Source organism: Pseudomonas sp. LH1G9 (genome assembly GCF_002949975.1).
GTDB lineage: Bacteria > Pseudomonadota > Gammaproteobacteria > Pseudomonadales > Pseudomonadaceae > Aquipseudomonas > Aquipseudomonas veronii.
The window spans coordinates 3227122-3249519 of the sequence record NZ_CP026880.1 but is presented as its reverse complement, the minus strand read 5'-3'; the positions used below and the strand labels follow the sequence as shown (position 1 = coordinate 3249519).

Here is a 22398-nt window from a genome sequence, read left to right as displayed (position 1 = left end):
ATGAGCTACGCGGACATCCCAGCAGGGAACGCCATTCCCGATGACTTCTTCACCGTTATCGAGATTCCTGCAAACCACTTGCCGATCAAGTATGAGGTGGACAAGCCAAGCGGACAGATCTTCGTTGACCGCTTCCTGAGTACGCCGATGTTCTATCCTGCCAACTATGGGTTCATTCCAAATACGTTGAGCGATGACGGCGATCCTTTGGACGTTCTGGTGATTTGCCCTTACCCGGTATCGCCTGGTGTTGTCATTCGTAGTCGCCCGGTTGGTGTGATGTACATGACGGACGAGGCCGGAGCCGATGCCAAAGTGATCGCTGTGCCTCATGACAAACTGAGTTCTATGTACAGCGACGTGAAAGAGTGTTCAGACCTTCCCGCGCTACTACTCGCACAGATTCAGCATTTCTTCGAAAACTACAAAACATTGGAACCGGGTAAGTGGGTGAAGATGGGCCGTTGGGGAAGCGCAGATGAGGCGCGGGAAGAGATTCGCAAGTCGGTAGCTGCGTATACCCCCAAGTAGGTTTCACTCCAGATTGAATTCATCAGCCGGGAGTAGGAACTGAGGGGCAAGTGATTTGCCTCTCAGTCGTTCGGAACATCAAATGTCGAGGGAACCACACGCATGGAAAAGTGGATGGCTTATGTTGCGCATGACTCAACTCAATCAAAGCCTTTCCAGAGCATCGACCTTTGATCACCCACTTATGGGGTCGTGCTATCAAGCATTTGACGATCTCCTATTTGACTAAGGTGATTGGTATATCTGAGAGCTGAATCACCTTTGCCGCGACAGAGCCCAGAAAAATCCCTGCAAGAAAGCCATTGCCATGTGAGCCTAGGATGATGCTGTCACATCCTAAAGAGTGTGAGCACGCCACGATTTGGCTTGCTGCATCGCCTTGTAACGTATGAAGTGTAAATGCAATCCCTTCCTGCTTCAGAAGCCCCCCAGCTTTTTGTGAGTCCTCAGCACTTTTATCACCGTAGTAACGATCAACCTCATTCTCGCCCATGTCGTGGGCAATTCGAGTTGGTAAAAGTGGCTGCACATTCACCAGATGCACCTCAACACTACCGCCCAGTAATCCGCCATCTTGGATCAGCGCAATAAGGTAACGCACCGCGCGCTCTGAATGCTCGGAACCATCGACAGCTACAAGTATTTTATGCATTTTCTAAATCCTCTTTCAGTGGCATGAAGATGCTTGGCGTTAGGGGATTGCCAGCTTGCAATCAGTTTTACTCGGACAGGCGGATTCGAATCTGTTTTTCAATCTCGATGATCGCAAAGAGCGCAACACCAACGCCGATGATCAGGAGGCCATCAAGGAAGGGGATCGCTTCTGTGGCAAACACCTTTTGCAGAGGTGGCGCGTAGGTAATGGCGAACTGGGCCAAGGTCACCACTGCGACGATCATCCACACGACCTTGGTGCCACGAATGCCCTTCCAGGAAAGCGATGTGCTGTAGAGATTACGAATGAAGAACAGATGGAATATTTCCATCACGACTAGCGTATTCACCGCGATGGTTCGGGCCAACTCCACGGAGTAGCCACGGTCGAGCGCATACGAAAAAATGCCGTAAACACCACAGAGGAACAGAATAGAAACAAGCACCATATGCCAAACCAACGCACCGCTTATGAGTGGCTCCTTGCGCGAACGAGGTGGTCTGCGCATGGTGTTCTCTTCGGTGGGCTCGAATGCCAATGCGATGCCGAGCGTTACTGCGGTTATGAGATTAATCCATAGAATCTGTATCGCCGTGACCGGCAGTGTAAGACCGAGCAGCAGGGCCACAATGATAGTCATGGTCTCCCCCGCGTTGGTCGGCAGCGTCCAGCTCAGCACTTTCTTGATGTTGTCGTAGACTGTCCGCCCTTCGCGCACTGCCGCCACGATGGATGCGAAGTTGTCGTCGGCCAGCACCAGGTCTGCGGCTTCCTTGGCGGCTTCACTGCCTTTTCCTCCCATGGCGATACCCGCATCGGCACGCTTCAGCGCGGGTGCATCGTTCACGCCATCGCCGGTCATGGCCACTGTCATGCCATTGGATTGCAGCAGCATTACCAGCCTGAGCTTATGTTCAGGGCTGGTGCGCGCAAAAATATTGACGTGCTTTACCGCCTCCTTGAGAGCGGCATCGTTCATGGCGTCTAGGTCTACGCCGGTCAACACACTGTCGGGATTTTGCAGGCCAATCTGCCGACCGATAGCGGCTGCGGTACCGCCGTGATCGCCAGTGATCATTTTTACGACAATGCCTGCTGCTTGGCATTGTTGAACTGCTTTTATCGTCTCGGGTCTAGGCGGGTCAATCAGTCCGACCATGCCCAGCAGGGTTAACCTTCCTTGTACGTCGCCAAACTCCAACACGGTGTGCTCGGGAGGAACTGATCTAACTGCAAATGCCAATACACGTTGCCCCTTGGCAGCAATGGCGTTTGCCTGTTCGTGCCAGTAGTCCGCATTGAGCGGTTCAGTCCCGCCAGCGTTTACGAGCTGCTGTGTGCTCATGGCCAGTATTTGCTCTGGCGCGCCCTTCACATAGATAGAGGCATGTCGATCATGGTTGTGATGCAAGGTCGCCATGAAGCGATGTTTCGCGTCAAACGGAATGGCATCGGTGCGGGGCCAGGCCTGATGATCTTCATCGCTATCAATACCGGTCTTTCCGGAAAATGCCAGCAAGGCTCCCTCCATCGGGTCACCCTCTACCTTCCATAAATCGTCATGCAGGCGCAGCACCGCATCGTTGCACAGGCCAGCTGCTCGCCCCAGTTCTGCCAACGCAGGGTGAGTTGATATGTCGACTGGCTGATCTGAAAGACTGATGCTTCCCGCTGGCTGATAACCAGCGCCCTCGACCGTGAAGATGAGATCGCTCGTGACGACCGATGCCACCATCATTTCGTTGCGGGTGAGTGTCCCGGTCTTGTCAGTACAGATGACGGATACCGAGCCGAGCGTCTCGATGGCAGGCAGGCGACGCACGATGGCGTTGCGGCGAGCCATTGCCCGAACGCCGACAGCCAGCGTGATGGTAAGGACGGCGGGCAGCCCTTCAGGTATCGCCGCTACCGACATCCCCACCACGACCATGAAGATCTCGGTGAACTCGTAGTGCCCAACATAATGGCCAAACACGAGCAAAAGGCCGCCGACTAACAAGATCAATATCGTCAGCCAACGGGCAAACACGTTCATTTGCTGCACCAGCGGGGTGGTCAGCGTTTCTACACCTGCAAGTAGAGTGCTGATGCGTCCGATTTCAGCTGCTGCTGCGGTCGCAACGACAACCCCTGTTGCTTGCCCGCAAGTTACGAGGGTGCCGCTGAATGCCATGCATGTACGATCACCCAGGGCGGCTTCAAGCCCCACAGGTTCGGTATGTTTTTCTACTGGTATGGATTCACCGGTAAGAATGGCTTCTTGAATCTGTAGTCTGTTTGCGTGCAGCAGACGTAAATCAGCAGGGACTTTGTCTCCCGCCTCCAGCAATACGATATCGCCCGGTACCAGTTCCTCACCCACAACACTTAAGCGTTCGCCTGCGCGAATCACGGCGGCGTGCGGTGCCAGCATCTGCCGGATAGCATCCATGGCTTTTTCCGCTTTGCCTTCCTGGATGTAGCCAATGATTGCGTTTGCAATGACCACAGCCAGAATCACTACCGTATCCCACAGATGTTGCAGCATCGCGGTAATCGCAGCGGATCCTAGAAGCACATAAATCAGAATGTTGTGAAATTGCAGCATGAATCGCAGCCACGCGGGTCGCCGTGCTATTTCTGGCAAACGATTGAAACCAGTGCGGTCAAGCCGGGCTTGAACTTCGGCGGCCTCCAGCCCGACATGCTCATTAACCTCAAGCAGGTTCGTCACCTCCTTTGCAGGCAAGGAGTGCCAGGCCACAGAATGCGGGGAGATTGGTGTTTGCTCAGCTGCTGCATCGACCACCTGCGTCATCAATAATCATCTCCTGTGCACACAGCTCGACTGAAACGGGCTGAGGTGGTCATGAGCGAGCGTAATAGTTTTCCGCTCTTACATCCTATCTTCCATCTAACTGACAGGAACTATAGATGTAACGCAAACAACAGGTTGGCAATCATTGATATAAATCAAATTATTAGTGCCAAGTAGTGTATCAAAATGTTTTGCTGGAAAATTTAGATTTCCAGATTTTCATATAGTGGTGCAGACACCTAAACATAGCTCGTAGCAAAAACGGATAAATATAAATACTACTGCTGATTTTTGCAAAAACTCAGTTTATTCAGTATATGGCATGCAGCTTCTGCAATATTTATATTTTGCCTTGTTAAACCTCGCATATTGGTGCGCCCAATTTAAGTCCAGCCATCGGCTAGGACTATTTAGTCGCCACTAATGTCAGGCAAATGGCTCGGAGCTGGGACTGGGTGGTCGTTCGCGGAATCACCTCCGCCTTGGCCCTTGATACACCCCAAAAACAATTCCAGAATTGAGTCTTTTACTATTTAAGGGGGGAAATAGAACCCTTAAATTTCAATGGGTCGGACACCAGGTGCGAGTCTCGTTTCCCGCTCCAATTTTTGATTCGCAGTGTCCATCGGGCCTGGGAGTCAGCGAAAAAAAGACGCTTCGGCGTCTTTTTTCGTTTCTGCGATAAATCAAATATTGCATCTGCTGAGGGTGGCTTGAGCGCTTCGGGCTATCCGACACACCTCAACCGCGCCTGCACAAAAAACAATGCCCTCCATAGAGGAGGGCATCGGTTTGAGGTTGGCTGCATCAATCCCGTCAGCTAGCGTCCATGCCGTTCAATCGGACACGAGCGTGTGCGCGCAGCGTTCGGGCTTGATGGAAACGGCCTAGAGCTTTTTCGCCATGTCACGCAGCATGAACTTCTGGATCTTGCCTGTCGACGTCTTCGGCAGCTGTGTGAACACTACCGTGCGTGGCACCTTGAAGCCCGCCAGGTGTTCGCGACAGAAGCTGATGATGTCGGCTTCGCGGACGTTCTGGTGGTCGGCCTTGAGGGTGACGAAGGCGCACGGCGTTTCACCCCATTTTTCATCGGGGCGGGCGACGACCGCGGCTTCGAGGATTGCCGGGTGGCGGTACAGCACACCTTCGAGTTCGATGGTGGAGATGTTCTCGCCGCCGGAGATGATGATGTCCTTGAGCCGGTCGCGGATTTCGACGTAGCCGTCAGGATGGGTCACCGCCAGGTCGCCGGTGTGGAACCAGCCGCCTTCGAACGCTTCGGCGGTTGCCGTCGGGTTCTTCAGATAGCCTTTCATCACCGTGTTGCCCCGCATGAAAATCTCACCGATGGTGTGGCCATCATGGGGGGTGGGTTCGAGGGTTTTCGGGTCGGCGACCATCACGCCTTCCAGGGTCGGGTAGCGCACACCCTGGCGCGCCTTGATCTGGGCGCGTTCTTCCAGGGGCAACTCATCCCATTCCGAGTGCCAGGCGCACAGGGTCACCGGGCCGTACACTTCGGTCAGGCCGTAGACGTGGATTACCTTGATGCCCATTTCTTCCACAGCGCCGATGACCTTGGCGGGTGGCGCCGCGCCGGCGACCATCGCGTTCACCGGGTGGTCGATGGCAGCCTTGGCCGAGTCGGGCATGTTCACCAGGGCGTTGAGCACGATTGGCGCGCCACACAAGTGGGTGACCTGATGCTCGCGGATCAGGTTGAGGATTCTCTGTGGGTCGACGCGGCGCAGGAACACATGGACCCCGGCCAAGGCCGTGATGATCCATGGGTAGCACCAACCGTTGCAGTGGAACATCGGCAGCGTCCACAGGTACACCGGGTGGTTGCCGATCGCCCAGATCATTTGGTTGCCCAGGGAGTTCAGGTAGGCCCCGCGGTGGTGGTAGACCACGCCCTTGGGGTTGCCGGTCGTGCCCGAGGTGTAGTTCAGCGAGATGGCTTGCCATTCGTCTGCAGGCCACTGCCAGGCGAAATCCGGATCGCCTTCGGCGAGAAACGCCTCGTAGTCCAGGTCGCTGACCGGCTGGCCTTCGCCGTATTCCGGGTCGTCGACATCGATGACCAGCGGCGGATGGTCAAGCATGCCGATGGCCGCGTGCACCACATCGTGGAACTCACGGTCGGCGATCAGTACCTTGGCTTCGCCGTGCGCGAGCATGAAGGCGATGGCCTCGGCATCCAGGCGCACGTTGAGGGCATTGAGTACCGCGCCAATCATCGGCACGCCAAAATGCGCTTCGAGCATGGCCGGGATGTTGGGCAGCATGACGGCCACGGTGTCGTTTTTGCCGATCCCGCGACCGGCCAGGGCCGAGGCCAGGCGCCGGCAACGGCTGTAGGTTTGCGCCCAGGTGGCGCGTATTGATCCGTGGATCACGGCAGGGTAATCGGGATAAACGCTGGCAGTGCGTTCAATGAAGCTTAAAGGCGAAAGAGCAATGTGATTAACGCTGGTCGGCTCGAGGCCTTGGTCGAAAATGGACATGGTGCGGATACCCGGTGGCTGATTATTAGCTCTATTGTTCGAGACGCTGGTAACGGCAGTTAAGCTGACGGTGCCGGCCTTGAGGCTTTATCGTTGGCACGCCGGTCCCTGCGGGAAAAGCTCAATGACTTCTCCGGCGGCTTTTATATACTGTCCGCGCAGATATATGGAAGTACTACCTGTGTTGTATAGTATATGTACTATATCTTGATGAAACGCTTCCGCTAACCTCGACGTTCCCCTCCCTGTATAGGCTCTATGATGATCGGCAACTCCGTGCGCTTGACAGGCGGTTCGCCGCTGCTCAGGCATGACCCGCAGCCGAGTCTGCTGCTCGATGCCCAGGCTCGGCCGCTGGAGTTCAACGCCGCGCTGCTGGCGTTGCTTGAGCAGTTGTCCCCGGTCGATTGTATGAGCCTGTTGCCGATCAATTGCTTGCCGCTGGTGCAGGCGTGCCTGGGGCAGCAGCGGGCGATCGAAAACGTCGAGGCACAGTTCGCCGAGCGCATTCTGGTGTGGACGTTCATTCCCGACCCGGGTGAAAACCGTGTGCTGGCGCGCTGCCGGGAAGCCAGCGCGCAGATTGTCGCCGAGCGCGAATCCACCAAGGCGCGGCGCCTGTATCGGCTGATCATCGAAAACACCACCGACCTGATTTCCCGGCACACCCCGGATGGCGCTTTTCTCGACGCTTCACCGGCTTCCTGGGCCTTGTTGGGCTATTGGCCGGGGGAATTGCGCGGGACTCGGGCACAGCGCCTGTTCCATCGGCAGGGCTTGGCGGGGTTGGTGCGGCGCGCCCGGGAGGGCCTGGAGCAGGACGGTTATTACACCATGACCTATCGCATCCGCCATCGCCAGGGCCATTACCTGTGGTTCGAAACCGCCTGCCGGGCGATCCGCGAGACCTACACCGGCGCGGTGGTGGAGGTGGTCAGCGTGTCCCGCGACATCACTGCCAGGGTCCAGGCCGAGGAAACCACCCTGACCGAACGCGAGCTGCGCGAGGCCCAGCAACGCCATCATCAGGACGAACTGGCGCACACCGCGCGCGTGGTGACCCTGGGTGAACTGGCATCGGGTATCGCCCATGAAATGAATCAGCCGCTGGCGGCGGTGGTCAATTACGCCAACGCCAGCCAGCGTTATCTGGCCGCGATGGGCAGCGATTCGCCGGCGGCCGAACGGGTGGCTCAAGGTCTGGAACGGATCTCGGTGCATGCCAATCACGCCGCGCAAGTGATCAAGCGCTTGCGTGCGTTTCTGCGCAAGGGCCGTCGCCGCATGGAGGCGCTGAACCCCGGCGAGGTCGCCCGCGAAGCAGTGCGCCTGTGTGCCTGGGAGGCCAGCGATTGTCAGGTGACGATCGAGGATCGCCTGCCGGATAATCTGCCGCTGATTTACGCCGACCGGGTGTTGCTGGAACAGGTGCTGCTGAACCTGCTGCGCAATGCCATCGAGGCGAATCGCGAAGCCCATCCCGGCCAACCCTCGCTCATCGTCATGAGTGCCTTGGCGCAGCGTGACGGGTGGGTGCAGATCGACGTGAGCGATCAGGGCCCCGGTGTCTCGCCGGCGCAGTTGGAACAGATATTCACGCCGTTCTATACCAGCAAGGTCAATGGCCTGGGCCTGGGCTTGTCCATGAGCCGCAGCATTATCGAAGGCTTCGGTGGCGAGTTGCAGGCCGAACCGATGCCGGTCGGGCTGCAAATGTGCTGCCGCTTGCCCACGCTCGCGCAGAGCGGCGCTCCACAATAAGAAGAGGAATCAAGCGATGGTGAGCGTGACGGAACAGGTGGTGTATGTGGTGGATGACGACCAGGGGATGCTCGACTCGACCGTCTGGTTGCTGGAGTCGGTGGGCCTCAAGGCGCTGCCGTTTACCAGTGGCCGCGAGTTTCTCGACGCCTGCGACAGCCGCCTCAACGCCTGTGTGCTGCTGGATGTGCGCATGCCGGGCATGGGCGGCCTGAATGTTCAGGAGCACATGCGCAGCCGTGATTTGCACCTGCCGGTGATTTTCGTCAGCGGCCACGCCGATGTGCCGATTGTGGTCCGCGCGTTCAAGGCCGGGGCGCATGACTTTATCGAGAAGCCCTACAACGAACAGTTGCTGCTGGACAGTGTCCTGCAGGCCCTGAGCAAGGCCGATCATCGCCAGAGCCTCGGTGAAGGGCCGGCGCGGGTACAGGCGCGGCTGCAGCAACTCACGCCACGCGAGCGCGATGTATTGCTGCCGTTGGTGCAGGGTTATACCAACCGCGAAATCGCCGAGCAGTTGGGCGTCAGCGTCAAGACCATCGATCTGTATCGCGCGCGGGTCATGAAGCGCATGGCGGCCAGCCATTTGCCGGAGCTGGTGGGGATGGCGATTGCCGCCGGTCTGGTGGACCCCCTGCAATTGCGCTGATAGGCCTCAGGCCACGGCAATCTGCAGACTCGGCCGGTCGCTGGCCCTTGTTGCCAGCACGCGCTCGATGGCGCCGGTCAGCAGGTTTTCCAGTAACTCGGTGCGTTCGGCATCATCCAGCGCCTGCCCGGCCAGCCAGCTCGGCGCATTGTTCAGCAGCGTGGCGATCGCGTGGCCGGCCGCTTGCAGGGCGTGGACACTCAGCCGCCGCGGTCGCCCGAGCATTTGCAGCAGTCGGCGCTCGTATTGTTCGCGCAACTGCCGGACCCGCAGTTGCTGGTCTTCCGTGAGGCAGCCGCAATCACGCTCCACCAGGCGGAAGTGCCATGGCATCTCTCGATGCAAATTCAGGTGGGCGTGGATCAGCCGTTGCAGGTTGTCCTGGCGTGAGCGCGGCCGTTGCTCGACGCGCCCCAGGGTGGTCAGCAGTTCTTCGTAGAACTCTTCGATCCAATCCAGCAGCAGGTGCTGCTTGCTGGGGTAGTGGTGGTACAGCGAGCCCGGGGTCAACCCCAGGCTGCTGGCCAGCTCGCGCATGCCGACTTGACCGAAGCCTTTACTGGCGAGCAACTCCAGGGCCTTGTTGCGGTGTTCGCACAAGCGCGAGCGATACTCAGCCATAGGTATGGAAGCCGCGCCCGGTCTTGCGCCCCAGGTAACCGGCGGCCACCATTTCCTTGAGCAGCGGCGCGCTGCGGTATTTGCTGTCCTGGAAGCCCTCGTAGAACGCTTCGAGGATCGCCAGCAAGGTGTCCAGGCCGATCAGGTCGGCCAGGGCCAGCGGGCCGATCGGCTGGTTGCAGCCCAGGCACATGCCGGCGTCGATGTCTTCGGCGCTGGCCAGGCCTTCCTGGAACACCAGGATCGCTTCGTTGATCATCGGCACCAGAATCCGGTTGACCACGAAACCCGGGCGGTTGCCGGCGGTGATCGCAGTCTTGCCCAGGTGCTGCGCCAGCTCGATGGCCTGGGCGTGGGTCGTGTCGCTGGTCTGCAGGCCACGGATCACTTCGATCAGGCCCATCACCGGCACCGGGTTGAAAAAATGCAGGCCGATAAAGCGCTCGGGGGCGTTAACGCCGGCCGCCAGTTCGGTGATGGACAGCGAAGACGTATTGGAGGCAATCACGCATTGCTCATCGACGTGAGCGGCGATCTGTTGCAGCACGCGTCGCTTCAGTTCGAGGTTTTCCGTGGCGGCCTCGATGACCCATTGGGCATTCGCCAGGCTGGCGTAGTCGGTGCTGGTGCGGATCTTGCCCAGCGCCGTATGCTTCTGGGGTTCGCTGAGGATGCCCTTGCTGACTTGGCGATCGAGGTTCTTGCCCACGGTGGCCAGGGCTTTTTCCAGGGCGCCGGCGGAAATGTCCAGCAAGGTCACGTTGATGCCGGCCACGGCGCAGATCTGGGCGATGCCGTTACCCATGGTGCCCGCGCCGATCACGCCGATATTCTGCAGATTCATCGTCAGTCTCTCTTCAATTGTGCGCTGCCGTCGCACGGCAGACATGCCTTGCAATACGGTCCATTGGGCGAGAGTCTAGGGCCCGACAATGTGGCGGCCTATGCCGAAACCTGTCAGTTGTATTGGCGTTTCTTACCATGTGTCCGCTACAGGAACTCAGAATGATGCCCACCCGGGAAAAGGATTCGGTTGCCGTCTACTTCGTGCAGGTCATGATCCATGCACTGCGCGATCAGCCCGAGCGGCTCGCCGCGGTGCTGTGCGAAGCGGGCATCGCGCCAGCGTTGCTGACCCAGCCCGAGGCCCGGGTGCCGGCCAGCGCGTTTGCGGCGTTATGGCTGATTCAGATTCGGGAGTTGAACGACGAGTTCTTCCGCCTGGACTCCCACGGCATGCCGCCGGGCAGTTTCGCCCTGATCTGCCGTGGCCTGATCCAGGAGCCGAACCTGGGCAAGGCGCTCACCCAGTGCCTGGCCAGTTTCGCCCTGTTCCTGCGCGATTTTCGCGGCAGCCTCAGCGTGCATGGCAAGCGCGCGGTACTCAGCCTGGAAGTCGGCGGCGGTGATGAGGACACCCGGCGTTACGGTGAGGAAACCTTCCTGGTGCTGATGATCAGCCTGCTGTGCTGGCTGGGCGGACGCCGCGTGCCCATCGATCGCGCCGACTTTCGCCATGTGCGTGCGCCGCTCAGCGACGATCAATTGCTGTGGGGCTACAACCTGACGTTTGGCGCGGCCCGCACCGAAATCGAGTTCGCCAGCAGCTACCTGCGTCTGGCCGTGGTGCAGGACCTGGCGTCGCTCAAGGTGTTTCTGCGCAGCGCGCCGCAATGGCTGGTGATCCGCTTTCGCAACCAGGACGGCATGGCGACCCAGGTCTACCAACGCCTGCGTGGCAGCCACTACAGCCAGTGGCCGGCGCTGGAGGATCTGGCCGTGGATTTGCACATGAGCCCCAGCACCTTGCGCCGGCGATTGGAGCGCGAAGGTTGCTCGTTTCAGGAGATCAAGGACGAAGTGCGCCGCAGCCTGGCGCTGGAACTGCTCTGCCAGACGCGCGCCAGCATCGGTGAAATCGCCGCGCAATGCGGTTTTCAGGAACCCAGCGCATTCCATCGTGCGTTCAAGAAGTGGACCGGCGAAAGCCCGGGGCGTTACCGCGAGCGGGTCCAGGGCAAAGTGTCGCGGCCTGCGCGCCTGGGCGCCTGAGTCATTTTCGGTTGAGCGCCGCGTCGCGGTAAGTCCTGGGTAACTCGCCGGTCCATTGGCGAAAGGCCCGGGTGAACGCCGATGGGTCCGAGAACCCCAGCTGTTGCGAGGTCTGGTTGATCGACATCGACGTCTGGCTCAAGTAATGAATGGCCATGTCGCGGCGTACCCCGTCCTTGAGTTTCTGGAACTTGCTGCCTTCGGCCAGCAGCTTGCGCCGCAGTGTTCTTTCCGTCAGGTGCAGCTCACTGGCGGTGCTTTGGATGGTGGCCTTGGCGAGATCGCCGACGTTCTCCAGGTGGTCCAGCACCCGTCGCGTGTAAACCGGGTAATAGGCGGGGCGGGTGAACCAGTCCACCGGTGCGCGCTGCAGGTGGTAGGCCAGGGTTTCCGCGGTTTGTACCAGCGGCGCGGTGAGCATTCGGGCGTCGAACACCAGGCAGGTCTCGGGTTGGTCAAAATGCGTGGGGCACGGAAACATCAAGCGGTATTCCGCTGAATGGGCAGGCTCGGGATGGTCGAACGTCACCCGCTTGAGCGTGATCCGCTGGCCGATCAGCCAACTGGGGAAACGATGCCAGAGCAAGAGTAAAAAACCCCTCAACAGGTAACCGGGGTCCAGGCTCGGGTCGCTCAAGGTCATGGAAAACATGGCCTCATCACCGACGACTTTCAGTTCCAGGTGCAGGGAGTCGTTCATCACGTTGTAGAAATGGCTGAGCTTGTAATACACCGAATGCAGGTTGTGCGAGTGGATCACTTGCTTGGCCATTATCGCGAAGCAGCCCTTCGGGCAGCGCTGTGAACCTGCGCCGAAAAACTCATCATCACTCAAGCGCCACACGGCCTGCATCAAGCGACTGAACTGGTCGGGGGTGATGCGCAGGTGCAGGTTGTCCAGGCGCTTGCGGCTGATGCCGGCTTCCTTGAGCAGTACCTCTTCGTCCAGCGCGAGGCGGCGCGCAGCCGTCATCAGGATGTGGGCGAAGTACATGGAGATGGAATAACGCTCGATGCCCATCGTTCAGGAGTCCGGCAGCAGGGGAGGTTAGTTTAGCCAAAAGTGACTGTCCGTTTATGTCTGTTTTTCGACTGATTTGGTAATTGCCACGCGGGGCTGGATCGGAGGAAGCTGAATAGAGCTTTGCGCTGCTGGCTTCGTCCCTGCTTGCTACCGACCCGGGTTTTTAAGGTAATGGCCGTTTTGGTCAATTACTCGGCATGGGGTAGCGGGCGAAGGGTGTAGCGGCCTGTCTAACGAGTGAATGAGGAAAGTAACAATGAGTGGTTATGCCCATCCGTACCGCGACACCGAATTCGTGCTGGAGGAACTGGTCGGATTTGAGCAGTTGTGCGCGAGCGCCCAGCTTCAGGATGTCAACAGCGAGTTGGTCAGCGCCATCTTGAGCGAGGCAGGCCGCTTGGGCTCCGGCGTGCTGGCGCCGCTCAACCGGGTCGGTGATACCCAAGGTACGCACCTGGGGGAACAGGGTGTGCAAGAGGCACCGGGTTTTGCCGAGGCGTATCGGCAATTCCAGGAAGGCGGCTGGCCCTCGTTGACCGCTGCGGAGCAACACGGCGGGCAGAACCTGCCGAACGTGATCGGCACGGCCGTCAATGAGATCTGGCACTCAGCCAATATGGCGTTCGCCTTGTGCCCCATGTTGACCCAGGGCGCCATCGAAGCCATCGCCCATCACGGCTCGGCCGAACTGCAAGGCGCCTACCTGGAAAAACTGGTGAGCGGCGAGTGGACCGGGACGATGAACCTGACCGAGCCGGATGCCGGCTCCGATCTGGCGGCCATCAAGAGCCGCGCCGTGCCCGAGGGCGACCACTATCTGATCACCGGGCAGAAGATTTTCATCACCTGGGGCGATCACCAGATGACCGACAACGTCGTGCATTTGGTCCTGGCACGCTTGCCGGATGCGCCGGCGGGCGTCAAAGGCATTTCTCTGTTCGTGGTGCCCAAGTTCCTGCTCGATGCCCAGGGCCAGCCGGGTGTGCGCAACCGCGTGCAGTGCATCTCCCTGGAACACAAACTGGGCATTCATGGCAGCCCGACCTGCGTGATGAATTTCGGCGATCCCGAAGGGGCCGTCGGTTATCTGCTTGGCGAGCCGCACATGGGCCTGGCCTGCATGTTCACCATGATGAACCACGCCCGCCAGAGTGTCGGCCTGCAGGGGCTGTCGATTGCCGAGCGCGCTTACCAGCAGGCCCGTCAATACGCCAAGGACCGTCTGCAGGGCACGCGCAAGGATGGCAGCCGTTTCTCGATCATCCACTTTCCCGATGTGCGCCGGATGCTGTTGCAGATGAAAGCGTCCATCGAAGCGATGCGCGCGTTGTCGCTGGTGGCCGCCGCTGAAGTCGACCGTGCCGCGCATGCGCCCACGCCGGAACTGGCGCGCCATCACCAGGGGCGGGTCGATGTGTTTACCCCGATCGTCAAAGGCTGGCTGACCGAACTGGCCCAGGAAGTCACCTCCCTCGGCGTGCAAATCCACGGCGGCATGGGCTTCATCGAAGAGACCGGCGCGGCGCAGCATTATCGCGATGCGCGCATCCTGACCATTTATGAAGGCACCACCGGCATTCAGGCGCTCGACCTGGTGGGGCGCAAGACCCTGCTGAACCAAGGCGCGTTACTGAACAGCCTGCTCGAGGAAATGGATGAAACCGTCGAGCAACTGCGTCACATCGATGCCCTCGACTATCAGGCCGTGGCACTGGCCGCTGCGCTCGGCGCCGGGCGCGAGGCCTTGTCGCGGTTACTCGACAACGCCAAGCACGATGCGGATTGGGCCGGCAGTGTCAGCGTCAACTTCCTGATGCTCTTCGGCTACCTGTCGGGCGGCTGGCTCATGGCGCGTTCTGCCCTGCAGGCGCATGCGCAGTTGGAAGCCGGCACGGGCGATGCGGCCTTCCTCAAGGCCAAGGGCGTCAGCGCACGCTTCTACGCGGAGCAATTGTTGCCGCGGGTACACGCATTGTTGGCGGCGGTCAGCGCTGGGAGCGCGAGCATCATGGCGTTGGATGAAGAACAGTTCTGACAGCGCGTTGGTTTTTGTGCCTAACTTTTTTGAGGTTCACCCCATGCATCACCAGCGCATCCGCCTGGATTCCTTGCACGAAAAAATCATGAGCGCGGCGCAGGCCGCCGCGTTCATTCAAGACGGCATGACCGTGGGCATGAGTGGTTTCGGTGGCGCAGGGGACGCCAAGGCCGTGCCGCTGGCGCTCATCGAACGAGCGCGGCAGGATCCGCTCAAGATCAACCTGATCACCGGCGCGAGCCTCGGTCGTGGCCTGGATGGGCAGATGGCCGAGGCCGGGCTGCTGGCGCGGCGCATGCCGTTTCAAGGCGACCCGGTGCTGCGCAAGGCGATCAACGAAGGCCGTGTGGTGTTTATCGACCAGCACCTGAGCGAAGTGGTCGAACAACTGCGTGACGGCAGCCTGCCCAATCCGGATATTGCGGTGATTGAAGCGGTGGCGATCACTGAGCAGGGCCATATCGTGCCGACGTCTTCGGTCGGCAATTCGGCCAGTTTCGCCCAGACGGCACGGCAGGTCATCGTTGAGCTGAACCTGGCCAGCAGCCCCTATTTCGAAGGGATGCACGATATTTTCCTGCCCCACGGGCGCCCTGGCCGCGGGCCGATTCCGGTCATCCGCGCGGATGATCGCATCGGCACCCAGGCCATCGAAATTGACCCTGCCAAGATCGTCGCCATCGTGCTCTGCGACACGCCGGAATCTGCGATTCCGATGCTGCCGCCCGATCATGAAACCCAGGCGATTGCCGACCATCTGGTGGCTTTTTTCGAACAGGAAGTGGAGCACAAACGCTTGGGCAGAAGCCTGGCGCCGTTGCAGGTCGGCGTCGGCTCCATTGCCAACGCCGTCATGTGCGGGCTGATCGATGCGCCGTTCACCGACCTGGTGCAGTACTCGGAGGTGTTGCAGGATTCGACCTTCGAGTTGCTCGACGCGGGCAAGCTGAAGTTTGCCTCCGGCTGTTCGATTACCTTGTCCGGCCCCTGCGGCCAGCGGGTGTTCGGCAACCTGGGAAAATACGCCGACCGCCTGGTGTTGCGGCCCCAGGAAATCTCCAATCACCCGGAAGTGATTCGACGCTTAGGCGTGATTGCCATCAACACCGCGCTGGAGTTCGACCTGTACGGAAACGTCAATTCCACCCACGTTTGTGGCACGCAGATCATGAATGGCATCGGCGGTTCGGGAGACTTCGCCCGCAATGCGCTGCTGTCGATTTTCGTGACCAAGTCGATCGCCAAGGACGGTGCGATTTCCCGCGTGGTGCCGATGGTCAGCCATGTCGACCACACCGAGCACGACGTCGATATCCTGGTGACTGAGCAAGGGCTGGCCGACCTGCGCGGCCTGGCGCCGAAAGAACGGGCCGAGTTGATCATCAACCACTGCGTACACCCGGATTATCGCGAGGCGTTGCGCAGCTACTTCAAGGCCGCGTGCGCCAAAGGTGGGCATACGCCGCATGTGTTGAGCAAGGCCTTGAGCTGGCACATCAACCTGCAGGAAACCGGTTCGATGCAGGCGGCCGCCGTCAGCGTCTAGGGTGTCTGCGCCAACTGAAAAAAGCCCGCCATTGCGGCGGGCTCCTGCCGCATTCAGAGCTGCGGTAACTGACCGACCCGCGCCATCATTTCGGTGACGATCTGCAGGTCGAGGAGGAACTGTTCGACCGTCTTGAACTCATTGTCGGTGTGCCCGGTGTACTTCTCTTCCGGGCGTGCCAGGCCGAACTGCACGCCGTTGGGCAGTTCATGCACGGAGGTGGCGCCGGCCGAGGTGCCGAACGCGTGTTTCATGCCCAGGTTTTCCGTGGCCACCGCCAACAAGGCCTTGACCCACTCACCTTCCGGGTTGCGGTACATCGGTTCGGCGATCGAGTAGGTGAAGTTCACGTTGACCTTGGTTTTCTTGTCCCAGGCGCTGAGCTTGTCGGCAATTTGCGCTTTGAGTTTCTCCGGCGACTGACCCTTGGGCACGCGCAGGTTCACCGCCAGCTTGAAGCTCTTGTCATCGAGGTCGACAAACGTCAGCGAGGTGGTCAGCGGGCCCATGAAGTCATCGGCGAAGCCCACGCCCAATTTGCCGCCCAGGTAATCCAGGCCCCAATTGTCGGCGGCATAACGCGCCGCGTCGGTGATGTGGTTGTGCTTGAGGGCGATCTTGCCATCGACGCTGTGGATCAGCTCCAGCATGCGCGCGACCGGGTTCACCCCGGATTCCGGTTCGGACGAATGCGCCGAGACCCCGGTGACCGTCAACTGCACCTGTTTGCCGACCACCTTGGCGCTCACCTGGAAGTCACCGCCATTGCGCTCGGCGTATTGCGTACCGGCCTCTTGCAGGCTGGCCGCCAACTCGGCGGGTTTGTCGCTGAGCAACGTGGCGACCGACGCCGAGGGAATCTGGTTGGTGGCCTTGCCGCCGGTCATGGCGATGATCTCTGCGCCTTTGCCTTCGCCTGTGCGGCGTGGGAAGGTGGCCATGATCGTGCCGTAGCCTTTTTCGGCAATGACCACCGGGTAGCCGCCATCCAGCGCCAGGTTGTACGGCGGCGTCGGGTTGCGTTCGAAGTAATAGGGGATCGCGTCGCCGGAGGTTTCCTCGGTGGTGTCCACCAGCAGCTTGAACGTGCGCGCCAGCGGCAGCTTTTCTTCCTTGATCACCTTCATGGCGTACATCGCCACCACGATGCCATTTTTGTCGTCTTCAGTCCCGCGACCGTACATGCGGTCGCCAATCAGCGTGACCTTGAACGGATCGAGCCGGGTGCCATCTTTCAACACCCAGTTTTCCGGCGTCACCGGCACCACATCCGCATGCGCATGGATGCCCACCACTTCATCGCCGCTGCCTTCCAGGGAGATTTCGTACACGCGGTTATCGATGTTACGGAAGTTCAGGTTGAAGGATTTCGCCAGGCCCTGCAGCTTGTCGGCGATCTTGAGGAATTGCGGGTTTTTGTACTGCGGCACGCCGTCGACGTTGAACGTCGGAATTTCCACCAGCTCGCGCAGGGTCTCGGTGGCGGCCTTGGCGTATTTCAGCCGCGCATAAATGCCCAGCAGGCGATTGATTTTGTTCTGTTGCTCGGCGCTCAGGGGTTTGTGCTCGAGAAAGGCGCTGATCGCCGGCCCCGTATCGCTGGTTTTGCCCAGCTCGCCCTGGGCCAGGGTGCCGAGGAAACCGTTGAAGTCAGTGATCGAGGTTGCGCTGAAGTCCTTCAGAATCGCCGTGCTCTGCTGTGGGGTGATATTGGCGAAAGCCGGGCTGACGAGGGTCGAAAGGCTCGCGGCGAACACGCTGGCGACAGCCAATTGCTTGAGTGGAAAGTACATGGCGGGACGCATTCCTTTGCTGGTAGTGAGTGGGAGATTTCTGATCATTAAGTCAGAAATATTTCCACACACTACCACCACAGGGAATGAGAATGGCAGACCTTGGCGTAGGAAATTTCTCAGTCAAACGCCCCCGCGTCGGAGTGTACATCCCTGTGTGCGCGGGCGTTGAATCGTGTTCAGGTCAAGGTTGGCCAGGGTGCGGCGCAGGGTAATCGGCCGTTACGTCCAGTGCTTTGGCGTAGGGCCCATCCCACAACTGCTCGTGCAATTGGCCTATACGCTTGGCCATCGCTTCGCTGCGCATGACCACCTCCAGGTTGCGCGAATTATCCAGATAACCGCCCAGCCAATTGCTGGTGCCGACCCAGGCCACTTGCCCGTCGATCTCCAGGGTCTTGCTGTGGATCACCCGTGCGTAGGGGATAAACCCTTGCTTGGCCTGGGGCAGGGTGACGATCTTGATCTGCACGTTGGGCAGCACTGCGAGGCTTTTCAAATAGGGCAGTTCCAGCGCATCGGTGTTCCAGTTGGACACCATCAGCTTGATCGACACCCCGCGTGCGGCGGCGGCACGCACGGCGTTGTCGATCACCGCATAGTAGGGCCGGGTTTTATCCGGGCCGTAGGACAGCGGCGCGTAGTCCAGCAGTTGCACGCGCACTTCGTGCTTGGCTTCGCCGAGCAGGCGCGGCAGTTCGAGTTGGGAGTCGCCCACCCCGGGCGGGTTGTAGCGTTGCGGGCTGGCCACCAGGTAATTGCCGCTGCGCGCAGGCGCCTGGCCGGCCATCGGCAGCGGCACCGGGCTGTGTGCGCTCAGCGCCGCCTGGGCTTGCCAGTCCTGATCGAAAATCGCCTGGACCTGGCCGACCACCGTAGCGTCGGTGATGCGCAGCCCGGTTTCGTGGATATGTTCCAGGGACCGCCAGTCGAAATTCTGGCTGCCGACAAACGCCTGCTGCCCATCCACCACCATGTATTTGGCGTGGATGATGCCGCCACTCAGTTGCGCGTAGGGCAGCACGCGCAAGGTCAGGTTGGGAATCGCGCGCAGGCGTTCCAGGGTGGAGGCTTCTGATAGGCGAATGCCTTTTTCCTCCAGCAGGAAACGAATTTTCACGCCGCGTTTACCGGCGGCTTCCAGGCGCTCGATCACCCGCTCCAGCACCGAGCCTGGATGGTCGGCGGCATAAAACTGGCCGATGTCGATCGTGCTTTTGGCGCCGTCGAACAGCTCGATCCATACCGGGCCCGGCTGGCGTAGATCGGCGCTCGTCAGGTCGGTGTCCAGCGGCACGGTGTGTACCAGTTCAAACCCCGGAATTGAAAAGTCCGCCTGGGCCAGCGGACTGAGCAGCAAGCCGGCGAGGCCGGCGATACGGCATTTCATCGATAGGGACATAGGCATCTCGTCAGGGAAAAAGACAGGGCGGGCGCCTCACGCGCCCGCCCTGACAGTCATGCCGTGCGGCTTTGCAACGAGGCGGGCACCAGGTGCGGCACTTCGCCCTGCACGCGGGCCCCGGTGGCAGCGCGGATCAGCAGGATCTTCAACTGATCGTTGATGCGTTCCAGGCTGTCCTGGAAGAAGTTGTGGAACACCACGCAGAACAGCGCGATGGCGATCCCCAGGCCCGTCGCGAACAACGCGGTGCCGATACCGCCGGAAATCTGCCCAGGGTCGGACACCCCCGCGCTGGCCAACGCCTTGAAGGTGTCGATGATGCCGAGGATGGTGCCGAGCAAGCCCAGCAACGGCGCGGCGGTGGTGATGGTTTCGATGATCCACAGGCTGCGGGCCAGCGGGGCGCGGGTGGTCAGGTACTGGGTTTCGATCACATCGTCCAGGTCCTTGCGCGAACCCTGCGAGGCTTTCTGTGCCAGCACCGGCATCACCATGTTCAGCGGCAGGCTGTCGCGGCGGCTCAGGCTTTCCGGCAGGTCACGTTCGCTGTGTACGTGGGCGCCCAGCACCTCGGTCAAGGCACGGGCCTGGCGGCGCACATAGGCGAAGTAAATACCGCGCTCGATGGCGATGAAGATGGCGATGGCCATCGCGGCGTACATCACATAGAAGGTGATGTCGTGGAGCAGGTTCATGTCCATGTTCGATTACCTCGCAGTTAGAAATTGGCTTCCAGGGACACCGTCACGGTGCGTTCCAGGCCAACGATGTAGGCCGGGTCGCCGTCGCGGAAACCGCTGTAGCTGGCCGCGTTGGTCTTGGTGGTGTACACGCCGTCCAGGTACTTCTTGTCGAACAGGTTGTCGACGTTCAGGCGCAGGGTTGCGTCCTTCACCACTTTCTTGTCCACCGGCAGGTAGATACCGGCGCCGGCGTTGAACACGGTGCGGCCGGAGATGGCTTCGTCGTTGGTCAGGTCGCCATAGAGCTTGCTGGTGTATTTGCCGCCGAAGGTGCCGTAGAAGCGCCCGTCGTCATACCCGATGTTGGCGGCCAGCATGTTTTTCGGCACGTTGGCGAACTGCTTGCCGCTGGTGGGCAACAGGATGGCTTTGCCCGCGTTGTACACGGTCAAGTCGTCCTGTTGCTCGGCCTTGGTATAGGTGTAGGAGGTGTAGTAGTTGAAGTGGTGGGGCAGCAGGCCGCTCCATTCCAGCTCCAGGCCGCTGTTGTTGACCGACCCGGCGTTGATGTCGGCGAAGTCGCCGTTGATGTCCTTGGACGAAACCTGGCGATCCTTGAACTGCATGTAGAACAAGGTGGCGGCCACGGTCATGTCGTCGCCGGTGAAGCGCCAGCCCAACTCATGGTTCCAGCTGGTTTCCGGCTTGGAGTTGATCGAGTCCACGCCCTTGTCGTACAGCACGTAGTTCTGCGGGATACGCATGTTGCGCGACAGGCTGTAGAACAACTGGTCGCGTTCGTCGAGCTGGTACTTGAGGCCGGCGTTGGGCAGCAGCTTGTTGTAGGTCTGGTGACGTTTTTCCGGCTGCTCGGTGAGGCTGCCGTTGTTGGTGCCGTCGCGCTTGACGTTCATGTAGGCCAGGCCGGCCACCAGGGTCCAGTCCGGGTTGATGTACCAGGTGTCCTGAGCCCAGACTTTCTGCGCCGGTGTGACGGTGAAACGGTCGCGACCCTGCACGGTGTTGCCGTTCGCATCGACCACGGAAGTGCCGTCCGGCCAGGTGTCGGTAGGCTTGCCGTTGCTCTTGAGTGCGATGAACGGTTGGGTCTGGCTTTGGCGCGCGCGCTCGTACCAGTAGCCGAATTGCAGGCTGTGATCGCCCAGGTCCCAGTTCAGTTTGGTGGTAATGCCGGGGCGCCAGGTCTGGGTGCGGGAGGGGCGGTAGTACACGCCGGTGGTCGAGGAACCGTCGGCATTGTATTGCGCGGCGGTGGGCAAGTTGCCCAGGTCGAAGACGCCGCCTGCGTTTGAGCCGCGGTTCAGCGCGTAGCTCGACGAACCGACGCCGCTGCCGTTACCCCAGTAGTAATACGGGATCACCGACAGGGCCAGGTTGTCGGCCAGTTTGAACTGGGTATTGAGTACGCCGGTAAAGGTCTGGAACGGGTTCTGCGCGAGGGCGTAGTAGCTGTTGAGCTTGCCGTTGCTGCCGACCGTCGGTGTGGCGGGGTAGGGGTCGAACTTGCGGCCCTTCTGCTGGAACTGCGATTTGGTCAGTTGGCTGTAACTGTTGTTGTCCTGCTCGTGGTACTTGAGGATCAGGTTGGCGGTGTTGCCGTTGCCGGCGTCGAAGAAGCTGTTCCACTCGACCTTGTCCGCACGCACGGCGCCCGAGCCGCGCCACATCTGCCCTTCGGTATGGGACGCCGACAGCCAGTTGCTCAAGCCGTTGACCTCGCCGGTGTTGAGCCGGGCAAAGGTCTTGCGGGTGGCGTTGCTGCCGACCGTCTGTTTGACGAAGGCCCCGGTTTCCTTGGTGGGGCGAATGGTCACGATACCGATGTTGCCGCCGCTGGAGCCGATGTGCGGGCCGTCGGCCTCCGACGAGCCTTGGGTGACGAAAATCTGGTCGATGTTTTCCGGGTCGCCCAACAGGTTGGAGTACAGCGCGTAGTTGCCGGAGTCGTTGATCGGCATGCCGTCCACCGACATCCCCACCTGGTCGGAGTTAAGCCCGCGCATGGTGAAGCGAAAGCCCGACAGGCCGGTGGCATCTTCGCTGGAGATGTTCAGGCCCGGGGTGTACTTGAGCTTGTCGATGGCGTTGCCGGTGGCGGTTTGTTTATCCAGCGCTTCCTTGGTTATCGTGGAGCGCCCCTTGATGCTTTCTTCCTGCACCATGTAGCCGCCACCGGCAGTGGCCTTGCCCTGTACGCCGATGGTGCCGACGTCGCTGTCGCCGGTGTCGGCCATGACCATGCCATGCCCCATGCTCGCGGCAACGAGTGCCAGATGAATCCGTGTGAACCTCATCAGTGTCATCCTAGT

Annotated in this window: 16 protein-coding genes; 6 read left to right on the top strand and 10 right to left on the bottom strand. The window is 60.1% G+C overall.

The genetic code is table 11. The features are described from left to right. On the top strand, positions 1-531 hold the full coding sequence (gene ppa / locus C5F70_RS14890) for an inorganic diphosphatase (protein ID WP_017846811.1): 531 nt from the start codon (positions 1-3) through the stop codon (positions 529-531). Between the two features lie 217 nt (positions 532-748). Here ppa and C5F70_RS14885 read toward each other — a convergent pair whose 3' ends face one another. The 3 genes from C5F70_RS14885 to C5F70_RS14875 form a co-directional block, all read right to left on the bottom strand. Further along, on the bottom strand, positions 749-1183 hold the full coding sequence (locus tag C5F70_RS14885) for a universal stress protein (RefSeq protein ID WP_104903611.1): 435 nt from the start codon (positions 1181-1183) through the stop codon (positions 749-751). A gap of 67 nt (positions 1184-1250) precedes the next feature. After that, the gene (locus C5F70_RS14880) at positions 1251-3983 is read right to left on the bottom strand and encodes a cation-transporting P-type ATPase (protein WP_017846812.1); all 2733 of its coding nucleotides are present in this window, start codon (positions 3981-3983) and stop codon (positions 1251-1253) included. Positions 3984-4870: 887 nt separating this feature from the next. Further along, positions 4871-6493 carry an acyl-CoA synthetase gene (locus C5F70_RS14875; protein ID WP_017846813.1) on the bottom strand — a complete coding sequence of 541 codons (1623 nt, stop codon included), beginning with the start codon at positions 6491-6493 and terminating at the stop codon, positions 4871-4873. 261 nt (positions 6494-6754) lie between these two features. On the opposite strand from C5F70_RS14875, the gene C5F70_RS14870 reads away from it, so the two are divergent. Then, on the top strand, positions 6755-8254 hold the full coding sequence (locus C5F70_RS14870; RefSeq protein WP_104903610.1) for an ATP-binding protein: 1500 nt from the start codon (positions 6755-6757) through the stop codon (positions 8252-8254). 16 nt (positions 8255-8270) lie between these two features. Further along, positions 8271-8906 (top strand): response regulator transcription factor, encoded by a 636-nt coding sequence (locus C5F70_RS14865; protein WP_017846815.1) that lies wholly within the window; start codon positions 8271-8273, stop codon positions 8904-8906. A gap of 6 nt (positions 8907-8912) precedes the next feature. Here the strand turns inward: C5F70_RS14865 and C5F70_RS14860 are convergent, their stop codons facing one another. Continuing rightward, the gene (locus C5F70_RS14860) at positions 8913-9527 is read right to left on the bottom strand and encodes a TetR/AcrR family transcriptional regulator (protein ID WP_017846816.1); all 615 of its coding nucleotides are present in this window, start codon (positions 9525-9527) and stop codon (positions 8913-8915) included. Then, a complete protein-coding gene (locus tag C5F70_RS14855) occupies positions 9520-10371 on the bottom strand; it encodes a 3-hydroxybutyryl-CoA dehydrogenase (protein ID WP_017846817.1) in 852 nt (283 codons plus the stop codon). Before C5F70_RS14855 ends, C5F70_RS14860 begins: the two co-directional genes overlap by 8 nt. A gap of 161 nt (positions 10372-10532) precedes the next feature. On the opposite strand from C5F70_RS14855, the gene C5F70_RS14850 reads away from it, so the two are divergent. Beyond that, complete coding sequence (locus C5F70_RS14850) at positions 10533-11579, top strand: AraC family transcriptional regulator (RefSeq protein ID WP_017846818.1); 1047 nt, start codon at positions 10533-10535, stop codon at positions 11577-11579. A 1-nt stretch (position 11580) separates the two neighbouring features. Here C5F70_RS14850 and C5F70_RS14845 read toward each other — a convergent pair whose 3' ends face one another. Then, positions 11581-12600 carry an AraC family transcriptional regulator gene (locus tag C5F70_RS14845; RefSeq protein ID WP_104903609.1) on the bottom strand — a complete coding sequence of 340 codons (1020 nt, stop codon included), beginning with the start codon at positions 12598-12600 and terminating at the stop codon, positions 11581-11583. Positions 12601-12859: 259 nt separating this feature from the next. Between C5F70_RS14845 and C5F70_RS14840 the strand changes: the two genes are divergently transcribed. Both C5F70_RS14840 and C5F70_RS14835 read left to right on the top strand, forming a co-directional pair. Next, positions 12860-14638: an acyl-CoA dehydrogenase gene (locus C5F70_RS14840; protein WP_046491118.1), complete on the top strand. Its 1779-nt coding sequence runs from the start codon at positions 12860-12862 to the stop codon at positions 14636-14638. Between the two features lie 43 nt (positions 14639-14681). Further along, a complete protein-coding gene (locus tag C5F70_RS14835) occupies positions 14682-16187 on the top strand; it encodes an acetyl-CoA hydrolase/transferase family protein (protein WP_017846821.1) in 1506 nt (501 codons plus the stop codon). 53 nt (positions 16188-16240) lie between these two features. Here the strand turns inward: C5F70_RS14835 and C5F70_RS14830 are convergent, their stop codons facing one another. The 4 genes from C5F70_RS14830 to C5F70_RS14815 form a co-directional block, all read right to left on the bottom strand. After that, complete coding sequence (locus tag C5F70_RS14830) at positions 16241-17980, bottom strand: dipeptidase (protein ID WP_104903607.1); 1740 nt, start codon at positions 17978-17980, stop codon at positions 16241-16243. 184 nt (positions 17981-18164) lie between these two features. Beyond that, positions 18165-19382 (bottom strand): phospholipase D-like domain-containing protein, encoded by a 1218-nt coding sequence (locus tag C5F70_RS14825; RefSeq protein WP_104903606.1) that lies wholly within the window; start codon positions 19380-19382, stop codon positions 18165-18167. Between the two features lie 56 nt (positions 19383-19438). Then, positions 19439-20086 (bottom strand): MotA/TolQ/ExbB proton channel family protein, encoded by a 648-nt coding sequence (locus tag C5F70_RS14820; RefSeq protein ID WP_102618137.1) that lies wholly within the window; start codon positions 20084-20086, stop codon positions 19439-19441. Positions 20087-20103: 17 nt separating this feature from the next. After that, positions 20104-22383: a TonB-dependent receptor gene (locus C5F70_RS14815; protein ID WP_104903605.1), complete on the bottom strand. Its 2280-nt coding sequence runs from the start codon at positions 22381-22383 to the stop codon at positions 20104-20106. Positions 22384-22398 lie beyond the last annotated feature (15 nt).

Coding starts and splice junctions, on each gene's coding strand:
- ppa (WP_017846811.1), top strand. CDS start 1: ATGAGCTACGCGGACATCCCAGCAGGGAACGCCATTCCCGATGACTTC.
- C5F70_RS14885 (WP_104903611.1), bottom strand. CDS start 1,183: ATGCATAAAATACTTGTAGCTGTCGATGGTTCCGAGCATTCAGAGCGC.
- C5F70_RS14880 (WP_017846812.1), bottom strand. CDS start 3,983: ATGACGCAGGTGGTCGATGCAGCAGCTGAGCAAACACCAATCTCCCCG.
- C5F70_RS14875 (WP_017846813.1), bottom strand. CDS start 6,493: ATGTCCATTTTCGACCAAGGCCTCGAGCCGACCAGCGTTAATCACATT.
- C5F70_RS14870 (WP_104903610.1), top strand. CDS start 6,755: ATGATCGGCAACTCCGTGCGCTTGACAGGCGGTTCGCCGCTGCTCAGG.
- C5F70_RS14865 (WP_017846815.1), top strand. CDS start 8,271: ATGGTGAGCGTGACGGAACAGGTGGTGTATGTGGTGGATGACGACCAG.
- C5F70_RS14860 (WP_017846816.1), bottom strand. CDS start 9,527: ATGGCTGAGTATCGCTCGCGCTTGTGCGAACACCGCAACAAGGCCCTG.
- C5F70_RS14855 (WP_017846817.1), bottom strand. CDS start 10,371: ATGAATCTGCAGAATATCGGCGTGATCGGCGCGGGCACCATGGGTAAC.
- C5F70_RS14850 (WP_017846818.1), top strand. CDS start 10,533: ATGATGCCCACCCGGGAAAAGGATTCGGTTGCCGTCTACTTCGTGCAG.
- C5F70_RS14845 (WP_104903609.1), bottom strand. CDS start 12,600: ATGGGCATCGAGCGTTATTCCATCTCCATGTACTTCGCCCACATCCTG.
- C5F70_RS14840 (WP_046491118.1), top strand. CDS start 12,860: ATGAGTGGTTATGCCCATCCGTACCGCGACACCGAATTCGTGCTGGAG.
- C5F70_RS14835 (WP_017846821.1), top strand. CDS start 14,682: ATGCATCACCAGCGCATCCGCCTGGATTCCTTGCACGAAAAAATCATG.
- C5F70_RS14830 (WP_104903607.1), bottom strand. CDS start 17,980: ATGTACTTTCCACTCAAGCAATTGGCTGTCGCCAGCGTGTTCGCCGCG.
- C5F70_RS14825 (WP_104903606.1), bottom strand. CDS start 19,382: ATGTCCCTATCGATGAAATGCCGTATCGCCGGCCTCGCCGGCTTGCTG.
- C5F70_RS14820 (WP_102618137.1), bottom strand. CDS start 20,086: ATGGACATGAACCTGCTCCACGACATCACCTTCTATGTGATGTACGCC.
- C5F70_RS14815 (WP_104903605.1), bottom strand. CDS start 22,383: ATGAGGTTCACACGGATTCATCTGGCACTCGTTGCCGCGAGCATGGGG.